The sequence below is a fragment of the Gordonia hankookensis genome (assembly GCF_014673215.1).
Taxonomy (GTDB): domain Bacteria; phylum Actinomycetota; class Actinomycetes; order Mycobacteriales; family Mycobacteriaceae; genus Gordonia; species Gordonia hankookensis.
Genome location: NZ_JACWMS010000005.1, coordinates 313179 through 327945 on the forward strand (window position 1 = coordinate 313179; position 14767 = coordinate 327945).

13 protein-coding genes are annotated in these 14767 nt (G+C 69.3%); 6 read left to right on the plus strand and 7 right to left on the minus strand.

What is annotated here, in order from left to right; all coding sequences use genetic code 11:
- Positions 1 to 67 precede the first annotated feature (67 nt).
- Positions 68 to 3694 carry a cobaltochelatase subunit CobN gene (gene cobN, locus IDF66_RS21945; RefSeq protein WP_190268613.1) on the minus strand — a complete coding sequence of 1209 codons (3627 nt, stop codon included), beginning with the start codon at positions 3692 to 3694 and terminating at the stop codon, positions 68 to 70.
- A gap of 233 nt (positions 3695 to 3927) precedes the next feature.
- On the opposite strand from cobN, the gene cobG reads away from it, so the two are divergent.
- From cobG to cobJ, 3 genes are read left to right on the plus strand one after another with little or no spacing between them, the layout of a single operon-like run.
- On the plus strand, positions 3928 to 5118 hold the full coding sequence (gene cobG, locus IDF66_RS21950) for a precorrin-3B synthase (protein ID WP_190268614.1): 1191 nt from the start codon (positions 3928 to 3930) through the stop codon (positions 5116 to 5118).
- A 12-nt stretch (positions 5119 to 5130) separates the two neighbouring features.
- Complete coding sequence (locus IDF66_RS21955; RefSeq protein WP_190268615.1) at positions 5131 to 5754, plus strand: precorrin-8X methylmutase; 624 nt, start codon at positions 5131 to 5133, stop codon at positions 5752 to 5754.
- A 5-nt stretch (positions 5755 to 5759) separates the two neighbouring features.
- Positions 5760 to 7250, plus strand: coding sequence for a precorrin-3B C(17)-methyltransferase (cobJ, locus tag IDF66_RS21960; RefSeq protein WP_164309684.1), 1491 nt, complete (start codon positions 5760 to 5762; stop codon positions 7248 to 7250).
- Between the two features lies 1 nt (position 7251).
- Here the strand turns inward: cobJ and IDF66_RS21965 are convergent, their stop codons facing one another.
- From IDF66_RS21965 to IDF66_RS21980, 4 genes are read right to left on the minus strand one after another with little or no spacing between them, the layout of a single operon-like run.
- A complete protein-coding gene (locus IDF66_RS21965; RefSeq protein WP_387999572.1) occupies positions 7252 to 8037 on the minus strand; it encodes a cobalt-precorrin-6A reductase in 786 nt (261 codons plus the stop codon).
- On the minus strand, positions 8030 to 8797 hold the full coding sequence (locus IDF66_RS21970) for a cobalt-precorrin-4/precorrin-4 C(11)-methyltransferase (protein WP_164309683.1): 768 nt from the start codon (positions 8795 to 8797) through the stop codon (positions 8030 to 8032). The genes IDF66_RS21965 and IDF66_RS21970 overlap by 8 nt, the downstream gene beginning before the upstream one ends.
- Positions 8794 to 10050: a precorrin-6y C5,15-methyltransferase (decarboxylating) subunit CbiE gene (gene cbiE / locus IDF66_RS21975; protein WP_190268616.1), complete on the minus strand. Its 1257-nt coding sequence runs from the start codon at positions 10048 to 10050 to the stop codon at positions 8794 to 8796. The genes IDF66_RS21970 and cbiE overlap by 4 nt, the downstream gene beginning before the upstream one ends.
- The gene (locus tag IDF66_RS21980; protein ID WP_164309681.1) at positions 10047 to 10814 is read right to left on the minus strand and encodes an SDR family NAD(P)-dependent oxidoreductase; all 768 of its coding nucleotides are present in this window, start codon (positions 10812 to 10814) and stop codon (positions 10047 to 10049) included. The genes cbiE and IDF66_RS21980 overlap by 4 nt, the downstream gene beginning before the upstream one ends.
- A gap of 37 nt (positions 10815 to 10851) precedes the next feature.
- Here IDF66_RS21980 and IDF66_RS21985 point away from each other — a divergent pair, with 37 nt between their 5' ends.
- Complete coding sequence (locus IDF66_RS21985) at positions 10852 to 11253, plus strand: PPOX class F420-dependent oxidoreductase (protein ID WP_164309680.1); 402 nt, start codon at positions 10852 to 10854, stop codon at positions 11251 to 11253.
- 39 nt (positions 11254 to 11292) lie between these two features.
- On the opposite strand, the gene IDF66_RS21990 is transcribed toward IDF66_RS21985, so the two are convergent.
- A complete protein-coding gene (locus IDF66_RS21990) occupies positions 11293 to 12405 on the minus strand; it encodes a M24 family metallopeptidase (protein ID WP_190268617.1) in 1113 nt (370 codons plus the stop codon).
- 52 nt (positions 12406 to 12457) lie between these two features.
- Between IDF66_RS21990 and IDF66_RS21995 the strand changes: the two genes are divergently transcribed.
- Positions 12458 to 13441, plus strand: a complete 984-nt coding sequence (locus tag IDF66_RS21995; protein ID WP_164309913.1) for a 5'-3' exonuclease — start codon at positions 12458 to 12460, stop codon at positions 13439 to 13441.
- Positions 13438 to 13737 carry a putative quinol monooxygenase gene (locus tag IDF66_RS22000; RefSeq protein WP_164309678.1) on the plus strand — a complete coding sequence of 100 codons (300 nt, stop codon included), beginning with the start codon at positions 13438 to 13440 and terminating at the stop codon, positions 13735 to 13737. Before IDF66_RS21995 ends, IDF66_RS22000 begins: the two co-directional genes overlap by 4 nt.
- 24 nt (positions 13738 to 13761) lie before the next feature.
- On the opposite strand, the gene IDF66_RS22005 is transcribed toward IDF66_RS22000, so the two are convergent.
- On the minus strand, positions 13762 to 14721 hold the full coding sequence (locus tag IDF66_RS22005; RefSeq protein WP_190268618.1) for a DUF4333 domain-containing protein: 960 nt from the start codon (positions 14719 to 14721) through the stop codon (positions 13762 to 13764).
- Positions 14722 to 14767: the final 46 nt, after the last annotated feature.

Below are 14767 nucleotides of genomic sequence, written 5' to 3' on the forward strand. Positions count from 1 at the left end.
GTTTTCTCCCGAATCCGCGGGATTTCTTTCCGGCCGGGCCGTCGCTGTGGGCACAGCGGTGATCACATCACTCGGCGCGACCCTCGATATCTCCTTCGGCCTGCAGATAGACCTGGCGCAGCCGATCGAGCATGTCGGCAGGCGGTTGCTCCCACAGGTCCCGATCGACCGCCTCGAGCAGTCGTTCGGCGATGCCGTGCAACGCCCAGGGGTTCGACTGCTGCATGAAGCGCTGGTTGTCCTCGTCGAGGACGTAGGACTCGGTGAGCTTCTCGTACATCCAGTCGGCCACCACGTTGGTCGTCGCGTCGTAGCCGAACAGATAGTCGACCGTGGCCGCCATCTCGAATGCGCCCTTGTATCCGTGACGCTGCATGGCCGAGATCCAGCGGGGATTGACCACGCGCGCCCGGAAGACCCGGCTGGTCTCCTCCGACAGAGTGCGCGTGCGCACCGAGTCCGGGCGGGTGCTGTCACCGATGTATGCGTCCGGCGACGACCCCGTCAGTGCGCGCACGGTCGCCACCATGCCCCCGTGGTACTGGAAGTAGTCGTCCGAATCGGCGATGTCGTGCTCACGGGTGTCGGTGTTCTTCGCCGCGACGGCGATGCGTCGGTATGCGGTCCGCATGTCCTCGACCGCCGGGATGCCGCCGAGGTCCCGGCCGTACGCGTAGCCACCCCATTCGGTGTAGACCTGCGCCAGATCGGCGTCGCTGCGCCACTCGCGCGAGTCGATCAGCTGCAACAACCCGGCCCCGTACGTGCCCGGCCTGGAACCGAAGATCCGGGTGGACGCGCGTCGCCGATCGCCGTGCTCGGCCATGGCCGAACGCACGTGGGCGGCGACGTGATTCTGATCGTCGGGTTCGTCGGCCGCGGCGGCCAGCGCGACGGCATCGTCGAGCATCGTGACCACGTGCGGGAACGCATCGCGGAAGAACCCGGAGATGCGCACCGTGACGTCGATCCGGGGACGTCCGAGCTCGGCGAGGCCGATCAACTCCAGATCGACGACCCGTCGGGACGCCTCGTCCCACACCGGCATCACACCGAGAAGCGCGAGGACCTCGGCGATGTCGTCGCCGGAGGTGCGCATCGCACTGGTCCCCCACACCGACAAGCCGACCGACGCCGGATAATGGCCGTGCTCGCCGACATACCGCTCCACCAGCGAATCAGCGAGGGCGCGACCCGTTTCCCACGCGAGACGTGACGGGACGGCCTTGGGATCCACCGAGTAGAAATTCCGTCCGGTCGGGAGCACGTTGATCAGGCCGCGCAGCGGCGACCCGCTGGGGCCTGCCTCGATGAATCCGCCGTCGAGGGCGTGCAGGATCTGGTCGATCTCGCGGCCGGTCTGCCGCAGGCGCGGCACCACTTCGCGGGCCGCGAATCCGAGGACATCGGCCACTGCAGGCGGATGCCCGGCAGCCGCCGCGTCGACGGCCGCGTGCGTCCAGCCCTCCTTCGCGCAGGCCGCGACGAGCTCTCGGGCGGTGGCCTCCACCTCGTCGACCGGGTTGCGGGCCGCGCTGCCGTCCTCGATGAGACCGAGGGCCTCGCGCAGGCCGGGGAGTGCCTGGGTGCCGCCCCACAGCTGACGCGCCCGCAGCATCGCCAGGACGAGGTCCACCTCGCTCTCGTCCTCAGGTGCCTGACCCAGAACGTGGAGACCGTCGCGGATCTGAACGTCCTTGATCTCACAGAGCCAGCCGTCGACGTGCAGCAGCATGTCGTCGAAGACGTCCTCGTCTGGACGTTCGGACAGGCCGAGGTCGTGGTCCATCTTGGCGGCGGTCAGCAACGTCCAGATCTGCTGACGGATCGCGGGCAGCTTGGCGGGGTCGAGCGCGGAGATGTTGGCGTGCTCGTCGAGCAGTTGCTCGAGCCGCGCGATGTCGCCATAGGACTCGGCGCGCGCCATCGGAGGGATCAGATGGTCGACGAGCACCGCGTGGGCCCGTCGTTTGGCCTGCGTGCCCTCCCCAGGATCGTTCACCAGGAAGGGGTAGATCAGTGGGACGTCGCCGAGGGCGGCGTCGGTGCCGCACGCGGCCGACATCCCGAGGGTCTTACCGGGCAGCCACTCGAGATTGCCGTGCTTGCCGACGTGCACGATCGCGTCGGCGCCGAACCCGTCGATGTCGGCGACGCCGTCACCGCGACCTGTCAGCCAGCGGTAGGACGCCAGATAGTGGTGCGACGGAGGCAGATCGGGATCGTGATAGATCGCGACCGGATTCTCGCCGAACCCGCGCGGCGGCTGCACCATGAGGGTGATGTTGCCGAAGCGCATGGCGGACACCACGATCTCGCCGTCGGGGTGCGACGACCGGTCCACGAACAGATCACCCGGCGCGGCTCCCCAGTGCTGTTCGACGGAGCTCCGCAGGTCGTCGGGCAGGGTTGCGAACCATCGGCGGTAGTCGTCGGCGGCGACGCGGATCGGGGCGGCCGCCAGTGTCTCCTCGGTCAGCCAGTCCGGGTCCTGCCCGCCTGCCTCGACGATGGCGTGGATGAGGGCATCGGAATCCTCGTCGGCCAGTCCGGGTATCGCGTCCGGACCGGCATCTGGCCCGATGTCGTAGCCGGCTGCCCGCAAGGCGACGAGGAGATGGAGCAGGCTTCGCGGGGTGTCGAGCCCGACGGCATTACCGATCCGGGCATGTTTGGTCGGGTACGCCGAAAGCATCAGTGCGACACGGCGATCCGACGGCGGCGTACGTCGCAACCGGGCGTGTGCCACCGCGATCCCGGCCACCCGGGCGCAGCGTTCCGGATCCGGCTGATACCAGGGCAGGCCGTTGTCGTCGAACTCCTTGAAGGAGAACGGCACCGTGATGATGCGCCCGTCGAACTCGGGTACGGCAACCTGCGTCGCCACGTCCAGGGGCGAGAGTCCGTCGTCGGTGGCGGCCCAGTCGGCGCGGGAACCGGTGAGACACAGGCCCTGCAGGATCGGGACGTCGAGCGCCGCGAGCCGCTCGATGTTCCACGCGTCGTCGTCACCCCCGGCCGACGCCGTCGCCGGTGTGGCACCGCCTGCGGCAAGGACGGTGACCACCAGCGCGTCGGCGGTGCCCAGCAATTCGATGAGATCGTCGGGCGCGGTGCGCAGCGACGCGCAGTAGATCGGCAGGGCGCGCCCACCGCGCTGCTCGATCGCCGTGCAGAGCGCCTCGACGTAGCGGGTGTTGCCGGCGAGGTGCTGCGCGCGGTAATAGAGGACGGCAATGGTTGGCGCCGAGGTGACGGTGGCCTGCGCCGGGCGTTCGAGTACGCCCCACGCCGGTGTCTGCTGCGGCGGATCGAAGCCGAGACCGGTCAGCAGGACGGTGTCGGACAGGAAATTGTGGAGGTTGACGAGGTTGGCCACGCCGCCGGCCGCGAGGTAGTTGTGCGCCTCGGCGACCACACCGGCCGGCACGGTCGAGTGCGCCATCAGGTCGGGGTCGGGCTGCTGTTCGCCGGAACAGACCACCAGCGGTTTACCGGTCGCCGCCACCGCGGCGAGCCCGTCCTCCCAGGCCCGCGTGCCCCCCAGGATGCGCACGACGACGATGTCGGCGTCCGCGGCGAGCGGGCCGATGTCATCGACCAGGATGCGCGACGGGTTCGCACCGGAGAAGTCCCGGTCGCAGGCCGCTGCCGTGATGAGGTCGGTATCGGAGGTCGAGAGCAGCAGGATCATGGTTCTCCTCGCCGGGATGGCGCGCCCGGTGTGTGGTCGGTGGTGCCGTCTGTCGTGCGTGTCGGGTTACCGGAGCGCAGGTCTGGCTTCGGTGTCCTCGGTCGTCGACCGGCGGACACCGTCACAGTGGCGCGACCGCGTCGGATTTGCACCGGCTTCTGCCGCTCCTCGGTGCGTTCAGCCTAGTCAGCGCGGGCTTCGCGGCGTTCCGGCGGGGGCCTACCCTGGGAGAGGTGACCGAACCCGTCCGGCGCGATGCCACCGACCGCTGTCCCGGCGTGTTCAGCACCCATGCCGCCGCCGACGGCGCGGTTGCCCGGGTGCGGCTCCCGGGCGGGCGGATCCGACCCGATCAGCTCGAACTCCTCGCCCAGGCCGCGACCGAGCACGGTGACGGATATCTCGAGCTGACGGCACGGGCCAATCTCCAGCTGCGCGGCCTCACCGACGTCGATGCGGTGGCCGATGCGGTCGTCGAGGCAGGCCTCGCCCCGAGTTCGACGCACGACAAGGTGCGCAACATCGAGGTCAGTGCACTGACCGGTCGGATCGGTGGCATCGCCGACGTGCGCCCGCTCGCAGATCTGCTCGACGACCGGCTGCAGGCGGCCGACGTGTCGGTGTCGCTCTCCGGCCGCTTCCTCTTCGGCCTCGACGACGGCCGCGGCGACATCGCGCGCCGGGAACCCGATGTCTGCGCTATCGCGCGATCCGCCGATGTGTCCGGCGAGATCGTCGTCGATGTGCTGGTGGGCGGCACAGCCCTCGGTTCGGCACGCGGCGACGACGCGGTCACCGCGGAACTCCTGGCCGTCGCCACCGACATGATCGACATCTGCCCCGGAGCGTGGCGGGTCACCGATCTCACCGACGCGCAGCGAACCGAACTCGACGGCCGGGTTCGCGCGCGGCTGGCGCCGGCCGTCGGAGGTCCCGACCCCCAGCCTGCCGACCCCCAGCCTGCCGACCCCCAGCCTGCCGACCCGATCGTCGGCTGGTTCGACCAGGACGACGGCCGTGTACTGCTCGGCGCCGTCGTCGAGCTCGGCCGGCTGCCCGCGCGGCTCGCCCAGTTCGTGGCCGCCGTGCAGGCACCGATCGTCGTGACCCCCGACCGCGAGATCCTCATCTGCGATCTGGACGAAGGTGTGGCCGAGACGGTGGTGCGGGTCCTGGCTCCGATGGGCCTGATCTTCGACGCCGCCTCACCCTGGGCCGCGGTCAGCTGTTGTGTCGGAGCCCCGGGATGCGCGAAGTCGCTGGCGCCGGTCCGCGACGATCTGCTGGTACGGATCCGAGACGGCGAACCGGTGACCGAGCGCGAGCACTGGGTGGGGTGCGGCCGCCGATGCGGCTCCCCCAGCGGCCCGCATCGCAGTGTCGAGGCGACTCCCGACGGCGGGTACGTGACACACCGTCGATAGGCTGGCCGCACCATGAGCGACTACCTGCGTGACGGCGCCGCGATCTATCGCCAGTCCTTTGCCACGATCCGTGCCGAGTCGGATCTGACGGCCTTCGCACCCGACGTGGCGCAGGTGGTGGTGCGCATGATCCACGCTTGCGGGCAGACCGACCTCACCGAGGACGTGGTGGCCACCGAGGGTGTCGTGCAGGCCGCCCGTGCGGCGCTCGGAGCGGGTGCACCGATCCTCTGCGATGCCTCGATGGTGGCCGCGGGGGTGACCCGTAAGCGTCTGCCCGCCGACAATGACGTACGTTGTCACCTCGCCGAACCGTCGCTGCCCGCTCTCGCCGATCGCCTCGGCACCACCAGAACGGCTGCCGCGCTCGAGTTCTGGCGTCCACATCTCGACGGAGCAGTGGTGGCGATCGGCAACGCCCCGACCGCGCTGTTCGCGCTGCTGGACATGATCGACGACGGGGCACCGCATCCGGCGGCGATCGTCGGCGCACCCGTCGGCTTCGTCGGTGCCGCGGAATCCTGTGCGGCCCTGGCTCTCCGCAGTGATCTCGAGTTCATCACGGTGACCGGGCGGCGCGGTGGATCGGCGATCACCGCCGCCGCGATCAACGCATTGGCCAGTCCGGAGGAGTGACGTCGGTGAGTGGAAAGCTCTGGGGGATCGGCCTCGGGCCCGGGGACAGCGACCTGGTCACGGTGAAGTCGGCCCGCATCATCGGGTCTGCCGATGTCATCGCATATCACTGTGCGAGACACGGGAACAGCATTGCGCGGTCGGTGGCGCAGCCGTACCTGCGCGAGGGACAGATCGAAGAACGCCTGATGTATCCGGTGACGACCGAGTCCACCGATCACCCGGGCGGGTACGCAGGCGCGTTGCAGGATTTCTACGCCGAGAGCGCCGCCCGCCTCGCCGGGCATCTGCGCGCGGGCCGCGACGTGGCACTGCTGGCCGAGGGTGATCCGTTGTTCTTCAGCTCGTACATGCACATGCACAAGAGGCTCGTCGGCGAGTTCGATGCCGAGATCGTGCCCGGCGTGACGTCGGTGAGTGCGTCGTCGGCCGCCCTCGGAATCCCGCTGGTGGAAGCCGACGAGACCCTGACCGTGGTACCCGGCACCCTGCCGGCGGCAGAGCTGGTCGCGCGCTTCCGCGCCGCGGACGCCATCGCCGTCCTGAAGCTCGGCCGCACCTTTGTCCGGGTGCGTGACGCCCTGGTGTCGGCGGGCCGCGCCGACGAGGCCTGGTACGTGGAACGCGCGTCCACTCCGGCCCAGCGAGTCATGCCGCTGCGCGACGTGAAACCCGATGAGGTGCCGTACTTCTCGATGATCGTGGTACCCGGGCCGCTGAACAATCCGAATCGCCCGGAGGTGGCCGCGGAGCGCGGCGAGGTGGTGGTGGTCGGATTGGGTCCCGGCGCAGACGATCAGACGACGCCGCAGGTCCAGGTCGAACTCGCCCGCGCCACCGATCTCGTCGGCTACACCACCTACCTGTCGCGGGTCACCGCGCGACCCGGCCAACGCGTCCACGCGAGCGACAACCGGGTGGAATCCGAGCGGGCGGAGTTCGCACTCGATCTCGCCGCCCGCGGCGCTCGGGTCGCCGTCGTGTCCTCCGGGGATCCCGGCGTCTTCGCGATGGCCGCTGCCGTCGCCGAGGTCGCTGCCGAACCCCGTTGGCACGACGTCGCGGTCCGGGTGGCCCCCGGGGTGACGGCTGCGAGCGCGGTGGCCGCCGCCGTGGGTGCGCCGCTCGGCCACGACTTCGCGATCATCTCGCTGTCCGATCGGCTCAAGCCGTGGGAGGTGATCGCGGACCGGATCCGGCACGCGGTGGCAGCCGATCTCGTGGTGGCGATCTACAACCCCGGTTCGTCCCACCGCACCTGGCAGGTCGGCCGGCTCAAGGAGATCCTGCTGGAGTCGGTCTCACCGGACCGGACGCTGGTCGTGGGTCGTGATGTGGGGGGACCGACCGAACGTCTGCGGACGATCTCGGTCGGCGAACTCGATCCTCAGACCGTCGACATGCGCACCCTGCTCATCATCGGGTCGTCGGCGACCACCGCGGTGACGCGTGCGGGCGGCGACCTCGTGTACACGCCGCGGCATCACCCGGGTTGAGTCAACCCCCGGTCAGATGGTCGTGAACCCAATCGATCGCGGCGGCCACCGAATCGACGGAATCTCCCGACGCCGGTTCGGCCGGACGGTCAACCATCACCACGTCGACACCGAGCCCAGCGGCCGCGGTGAGCTTCGCCCGGGTGAGCTCTCCCCCGCTGTTCTTGGTGACCAGCACGTCGATCTCGTTCGCACGCAGCAGTTCCCGCTCACTCGAGAGATCGTAGGGACCCCGTGAGCGCAGGATCCGGTGGTGCGCGGGCAGGTCTGACGTCGGCGGATCGACCACCCGGATGAGAAACGTGGCGTCGGTGATGCCTGCGAACACCCCGACGTCCTGGCGACCGGTGGTCAGGAACACCCGCAGAGCCCGCTGTCGGGCGGCGCGCGACTCGATCTCGCGGGCCGCGGCACGTATATCTGGCACCGCCACCCAGCTGTCGTCAGCGGTGGGCGTCCACGCCGGACGCCGAACTCGTAAGAGCGGGAGGTCCATTCGGTCGGTCACGGTAGCGGCGTGATAGGTCATGGTGGTGGCGAAGGGATGCGTCGCATCGACCACGCCGACGACATGATGGGTCCGAATCCAGTCGGCGAGGCCGTCGACTCCCCCGAAGCCGCCGATCCGGACATCCCCGACCGGTAGGCGCGGGTCGCGGACCCGGCCGGCCAGCGAACTGATCACCGCGATGTCGGCGGCGACCAGACGCTCGGCCAATGCGCGGGCCTCGCCGGTACCCCCGAGCAGCAGGATCGGCCCGTCGCTCATCGTGTCGGGATCATCCATCACGCCGGAGCTTTGTCATGCGGGCCTCGGAGTAGAGGTAGCTGTCGCTGACGGCGGGATGGGCGGACGGATCGAGAACTCGGCCGACGAAGATCACCGCGGTGCGCCGTATCCCCGCGTCGGCCAACGTCACCGGGAGGTCGGCGAGGCGGCAGCGCACGATCTGTTGATCCGGCCGGCTCGCGAACGCCACGGTGGCGGTGGGACATTGCGCCCCGTAATGCGGACTCAGGATTGCCGTGAGTTCGGTGGCACGATGTGCGGCCAGGTGAAGGGCCAGGGTCACACCGCTGGCCGCGAGGCGATCGAGTTCCTCGCCCGGGGGCATGTCCGTCGACAGTGTCGAGACCCGCGTGATCAGGAGACTCTGTCCGACGCCCGGTGCGGTCAGCTCGCAGTCCAGAGCGGCCGCAGCGGCCGCGAACGCGGGGACGCCCGGCACGACCTCCACCGGAATCCCGCGGGCGGCCAACTCCCGGCGCTGCTCGGTCATCGCCGAGTACAACGACGGGTCGCCCGAATGCAATCTCGCCACGTGATGTCCGGCGGCATCCGCCGCCACGATGTGGGAGATGATCTCCGCGAGCGGCATCCGGGCGGTGTCGATGAGGACGGCGTCCGGCGGGCATCGGTCGAGGAGCTCGGCGGGAACCAACGATCCCGCGTACAGGCAGGTCTGGCAACGGCCGAGGATCTCGGCACCGCGCAGGGTGATCAGGTCCGGGGCGCCAGGGCCGGCGCCGATGACGTACACGGTCATGATCTGTCCACCACCCACTGAACGATCGGCAAGGCCGGGCGCCACGTGGTCAACGTACCCAATGGGGCCGCTGTCTCCACGGACAGCCGACGCAGCGAACCCCCATGCCGGCCATACCATTCGGCGAGCAGATTCTGGTTCTCCAGGCTGACCGCGTTGGCGACGAGCCGGCCGCCTTCGCTCAGCGCGGCCCATACGGCCTCGAGAACGAGCGTGCTGAGCCCCCCTCCGATGAAGACGACATCGGGTTCGGGTGCCGTCGACAGGGACTCCGGCGCGGCGCCTGCCACCGTCAACCGGCCGCGAACACCGTGGCGGGTGGCATTGGCGACGAGTTGCGCACTGCGTGCGTCGTCGCGCTCGAAGGCGATGACCCGTCCGGTGGGTTCTGACCGCAGCCATTCGATGGAGATGCTGCCGGACCCGGAGCCGATGTCCCACAGGAGTTGCCGGTGACTCGGCGCAAGCGCGGACACGGTCAGCGCGCGGATCGGCTGCTTGGTGATCTGGCCGTCGTTGGCGTACTCGTCGTCGGGATGCCCGGGTGCCCGGCTGCGGTGAGGTCCGATGCAGCTGATGGCCACGACGTTGAGCGGATCGCCTGCCGGCTCGGACCACGTGCGCGCGATTCCGCGGACGATCCGTTCCGCAGGGCCGCCGAGCTGCTCGAGGACGGTGATCGACGACCAGCCGAAATCGTTGTCGGACAACAGCTGTGCGAGCTGTGCCGGTGTCGTCTCGTCGCGACTGAGGACGAGCAGGTTCCGGCCGTCGGTGAGGGCGTCTGCCACGGATTCCAGGTCGCGGGCGACCGCCGTCACGATCCCGACGTCGGTGAGATCCCATCCCAGTCGAGCACACGCGAGCGCCGCGCTGGACACGGTCGGGATCACGTCGACGCGGGCCGCGCCGACAGCGCGCACGATCGTTGTGCCGATACCGTGGAACATCGGGTCACCGCTCGCCAGGATGTGGACAGTGCCGTCCCGCCCGGGGCCGTCCTGCCCGGTGTCACCGTGCCCGCTGTCATCACCGTCCGTGCCGCCGGACGGCGTGGTCGCGAGGACCTCGGCCAGATGTGTGCTCATCGGCGAATCCCACGGTCGGAGGTCCGCCTCGAGCGCAGGCAGCAGGTCGAGTTGCCGGGCCGACCCGTAGATCGTCGTTGCGCCGGCGAGCTCGTCACGGGCCCGGCGGCCGAGGCCGTCCCAGCCGGCGGCGCCGATCCCGATCACCACGAACCGATCCGTCATCGAGACAGCCGTCGCCAGATCGGGCGAGGGATGAGCCGCATGCCGACGAACAATGGTCGCAGGGCCCACGGAATCCATACTTCGCCCCTGCCCCGTCGGTACGCGCGCGCGACTGCATCTGCGACCTTTTCGGCGTCGACCGACAGTGGTGCGGGTTTGACGCCCGACTCCATGAGGTCCTTGGTCATCGCGCCGATGACGAAACCCGGCCGGGCGAGCAAGAGATGAACTCCGCTGCCGTGGAGTGCATCTGCCAGTCCGCTGGCGAATCCGTCGAGGCCCGCCTTGGTGGACCCGTAGACGTAGTTGGCCTTACGGACCCGGATGCCTGCCACCGACGAGAAGACGATGATGGTCCCGGAGCCCTGCGCGCGCAGCGCGGTCGCGAGCGGGGTCAGCACGCTGATCTGGGCCAGGTAGTCGGTGTGCGCGATCTGGAGCGCATGTTCGACGTCGGTCTCCGCGCGGGCCTGATCGCCCAGGATGCCGAACGCGACGATGGCCGCCTCGATCGCACCGAATCGGGAGATCACCGACTCGATGAGCGCTCCGTGGGACGCGGTGTCGTCGGCGTCGAAGGCGACCGTGTGCACCTCGGAAGCGCCTGCGTCGATCAATCGGGACGCCTCGGCCCCGAGATCGTCGGGGCGTCGCGCGGCCAGGACCACGGTGCGCCCCTGAGCGAGCCGTCGTGTCAGCGCGACGCCGATCTCGCTTCGGCCGCCGAACAGCACGATGGTTCCGGTCGTCGGTGGCAGGGCCATGGCTGTCAGTATCGCATCGACCGCTAACGTGACCGCCATGACCCGTACCCCTGCCGATCTGGGCCCGGCCGCGGCCGAATTCCTCCGCGAACGCCATCTCGCCACGCTCGCGACCGCGCGCGCCGACGGAACACCTCACGTCGTCGCCGTCGGCTTCACGTGGGATGGCGAGCACGGGCTTGCCCGGGTGATCACCACCGACGGGAAACAGAAGGTCCGCAACGTCGAGCGCGGTGGGTACGCATCGGTGACCAACGTCGACGGCCCACGGTGGCTGACTCTCGAGGGACCGGCCACGATTCGCCGCGAACCGGACGATGTCCGGGATGCGGAGGAGCGCTACGCCCTGCGCTACCGCGAGCCGAAACCCAATCCGCGACGTGTGGTCATCGAGATCGCCGTCCGGCGCGTCATGGGTTCGAAGACGCTCCTGGGCTGACTTCCGACCTTCGCTGGAATTCTGTGCCCAGGCGGCGGATCAGAGGATCGCGAGTTCGTGCGGCCGGGTGTTCATCGCCTCGCAGCCGTCGTCGGTGACCACCACGATGTCCTCGATGCGTGCCCCCCACCGACCGTCGAAGTAGACACCCGGTTCGACGCTGAATGCCATCCCTGGCCGCAACGTGATGCCGTTGCCGCCGACGATGTAGGGCTCCTCGTGCACCGACAACCCGATGCCGTGCCCGGTTCGATGGATGAAGTTGTCGGCGAGACCGAACTCGCGCAGGTGATCTCGCGCCGTCGCGTCGACCTGCTCGGCGGTGATCCCGGGGCGGATCACTGCGACGGCTGCTCGCTGCGCATCGTGCAGTGCGGCATAGGCGTCGGCGACGTCGGAAGCAGGTTCGGCGAAGCAGTAGGTACGCGTGGAGTCCGAGTTGTATCCCGGATCGACGGGACCGCCGATGTCGATGACGACGATGTCGTCGGCCTCGATGACGCGGTCGGAATACTCATGATGCGGGTCCGCGCCGTGCGGGCCGGACCCGACGATGATGAACGCGGCCTCGGTGTGGCCCTCGGCGAGGATCGCGGCGCGGATGTCGTCGGCGACGTCGCGCTCGGTGCGGCCGGGCCGCAGCCATTCCCCCATCCTCGCGTGCACCCTGTCGATCGCCGCTCCGGCCTCCCGCAGCGAGTCGATCTCGCTGTCGTCCTTGATCATCCGGAGCTCACGCAAGACATCGGTGGCCAGCGCGGGGGTGGCGCCGGTGTGCGAGGCGATCGGGACCACATGCAGTGCGGGCATCGTGTCGCACACCGCGAGCTTCGACGACGGCGGCAATCCGGCGAGGGCGAGCCCGTAGGGATCCTGCCCGTCCACCCAGTCCGCGACGTCGATCCCGAGGTCGGCGATGGCCGAGTCGCGGACCGACGCCAGTTCCAGGCGGGCGACGACAAGTCGTGGATCGGCGTCGGCCGGCACGACCAGTGCGGTCAGGCGTTCGAAGGTGTCGGCGCGTGAGCCGGTGAGGTATCGCAGGTCCGGGCCGGTCGACACCAGGAGCGCGTCGAGGCCCGCATCCGCAGTGAGTTGTCGGGCCTTCTCGAGGCGATTGCGGTAAACGTCGGAGGAGAACCGGTAGGCCATGAGCGCAGCCTACGCCGGACAATGACAGAGTTGGGGCATGGCTGGTTCGCTGATGCTCCTCGACGGGGCGAGTCTGTGGTTCCGCTCTTTCTACGCCCTGCCGGAGAAGATGACCTCGCCAGATGGCCGTCCGGTCAACGCGGTCCGGGGTTTCGTCGACACCATCGCGGCTCTGGTCACCAGGGAACGGCCGACCCGCCTCGTCGTCTGCCTGGACCTCGACTGGCGGCCTGCGTTCCGCACCGACCTCATCCCGTCGTACAAGGCGCACCGGGTGGCCGAAGAGGTTCCACACACCCCGGGCGGCGCCGCGGACTCCGACGGCGGACCTCTCACCGACGTCGAGGAGGTCCCGGACACGTTGACGCCGCAGGTCGACATGATCCTCGACGTGCTGCGGTGCGCGGGGATCGCGACCTCGGGCGCGGTCGGCTGTGAGGCCGACGACGTGATCGGCACCCTGGCCTACGACGAGTCGACGGACCCGGTCGTCGTGGTCAGCGGCGATCGAGACCTTCTGCAGGTCGTCTCCGACGATCCGGTCGAGGTCCGGGTGCTCTACGTGGGCCGGGGCCTGTCGAAGGCGGAGATGATGGGTCCGGTCGAACTCGCCGAGAAGTACGCGGTTCCCGAGGACCGGGCCGGTGTCGCGTACGCCGAGATGGCGATGCTGCGCGGCGATCCGTCGGACGGGCTGCCGGGCGTTCCCGGCATCGGCGAGAAGACCGCGGCGAAACTGATCCGCGAGTTCGGGAGTCTCGACGCACTGGAGGCCGCCGCGGCCGACAGCGCATCGTCGCTCGCCACCCGAGCGCGGAAGTCGTTGCTGGCCTCCGCGGACTATCTGACGGCCGCTCGCACGGTGGTGTTGGTTCGCACCGATGCCGAAACCATCGACAGTACCGACGACGATCGGCTGCCCGACGCCCCCGCCGACCCCGGCGGACTGGCCGATCTGATCGACGAACTCGGTATCGGGGCGTCGGTGGCACGCTTGGCCAAAGCCCTCGACTGGCCGGCCCGATCAGACCGATGAATCCACGACGAGGGGCCGAAATCCGCCTCACCGGCTGGATTCTCGTCCCTGCCGAAGAACGCGAACGCGTGGACACACTGCTCGAGCAGCACTGCCGCCTGACCCTGGCCGAGGCCGGGTGTGTCGCCTTCTCGGTCACTCCGAGCCCCGATCACCCGGATCGGTTGACGGTCGAGGAATGCTTCACGGATCGGGCGGCGTTCGACGCCCATCAACGTCGAACCGCGACGTCGGAATGGGGCGTTGCCACTGGCCATCTCCACCGCGAGTACACGATCGCCACCGGTCCGGCCTGACTACGCCGTGTGCGAGAGCGCACTTCAGCTGGTCGGGCGAGACACCTCGTACTTGCCGTCGTCGTCGAGGAAGGTCACCGTGACGGTCTGCTGCTGACCGCCGACAGTGGCCTTGCAGGTGAAGGACGCCCCTTGCTCGACGCGTTGGCCGGACGGGCACTCGACGTCGGAGACCTCGCTGGCCTGATAGTCCTCGGTGAGCACCTTCTTGACGCCGTCTTGCACGGCGTCCTGTGAGATCGTCTTCGGCGCCCAGCCCGGCACGACGAATGCGGTGATCAGGACGATCGCCAGGATCAGGATCGCGGCCCCGCCGCCGAACAGCAGCAGTCGGCGCCGACTCGACTTGCCCTGAGGTGTGGCCATCGACGAGAACTGGTCGCCCCCGAACTGGCCGTACTGCGGCGGACCCGCGTATTGCTGCTGGGTGTGATCGCCGGGCGGCGGACCGTACCCTCCCCCCGGTTGGGACGGATCACCATACTGACCCGACCCGGCATACTGCCCGGGAGCGTACTGCCCCGGTGCACCGTAGTGGCCGGGCTGCCCGGGTGCGTATCCCTGGGCAGGCGGAAAGGCGCCGGCGGCCGGCTGTTGGGCGCCGTAGGCAGGCGGCTGGCCGTAGATTTGTTGGCCGTGGTTCTGTTGGCCATAGCTTTGCTGCCCATAGCCTTGCGGACCCGGAACCTGCTCTCCCTGTGCGGGCTGTCCGGGCTGGCCGTACATCGGTTGGCCATACGCCGGTTGGCCATACGCCGGCTGCCCGTAGGCGGGTTGACCTTGCGGCTGTGCCGGACCGGTCGGTCCGGGGCCGTGATCACCATGGCCGGTCTGGGAGAATCCCGGTTGCGGGTATTCGGGTTGCTGCATGTGCGGCGCGGGTGCCGCGTCGGGCGTCGAGGCATCCTGTGCCGTCCCCGGCTCCGATCCATCCGAGTCCGGCTGCTGTCCGCTCGGACCGCTCGGATCGTTCGGCTCGCTCATGCGTCTCTCCCGCTCTGCCCGGTGTCTGGGCACCGTTACGCCTGGA

Bases quoted from the DNA above. Each gene is read 5' to 3' on its own strand.
- IDF66_RS21990 (WP_190268617.1), bottom strand. From the start codon at position 12,405: ATGGCCTACCGGTTCTCCTCCGACGTTTACCGCAATCGCCTCGAGAAG.
- IDF66_RS21965 (WP_387999572.1), bottom strand. From the start codon at position 8,037: ATGGATGATCCCGACACGATGAGCGACGGGCCGATCCTGCTGCTCGGG.
- IDF66_RS21980 (WP_164309681.1), bottom strand. From the start codon at position 10,814: ATGGCCCTGCCACCGACGACCGGAACCATCGTGCTGTTCGGCGGCCGA.
- cbiE (WP_190268616.1), bottom strand. From the start codon at position 10,050: ATGACGGATCGGTTCGTGGTGATCGGGATCGGCGCCGCCGGCTGGGAC.
- IDF66_RS21955 (WP_190268615.1), top strand. From the start codon at position 5,131: ATGAGCGACTACCTGCGTGACGGCGCCGCGATCTATCGCCAGTCCTTT.
- cobN (WP_190268613.1), bottom strand. From the start codon at position 3,694: ATGATCCTGCTGCTCTCGACCTCCGATACCGACCTCATCACGGCAGCG.
- IDF66_RS22005 (WP_190268618.1), bottom strand. From the start codon at position 14,721: ATGAGCGAGCCGAACGATCCGAGCGGTCCGAGCGGACAGCAGCCGGAC.
- IDF66_RS21985 (WP_164309680.1), top strand. From the start codon at position 10,852: ATGACCCGTACCCCTGCCGATCTGGGCCCGGCCGCGGCCGAATTCCTC.
- IDF66_RS21970 (WP_164309683.1), bottom strand. From the start codon at position 8,797: ATGACCGTGTACGTCATCGGCGCCGGCCCTGGCGCCCCGGACCTGATC.
- IDF66_RS21995 (WP_164309913.1), top strand. From the start codon at position 12,458: ATGCTCCTCGACGGGGCGAGTCTGTGGTTCCGCTCTTTCTACGCCCTG.
- IDF66_RS22000 (WP_164309678.1), top strand. From the start codon at position 13,438: ATGAATCCACGACGAGGGGCCGAAATCCGCCTCACCGGCTGGATTCTC.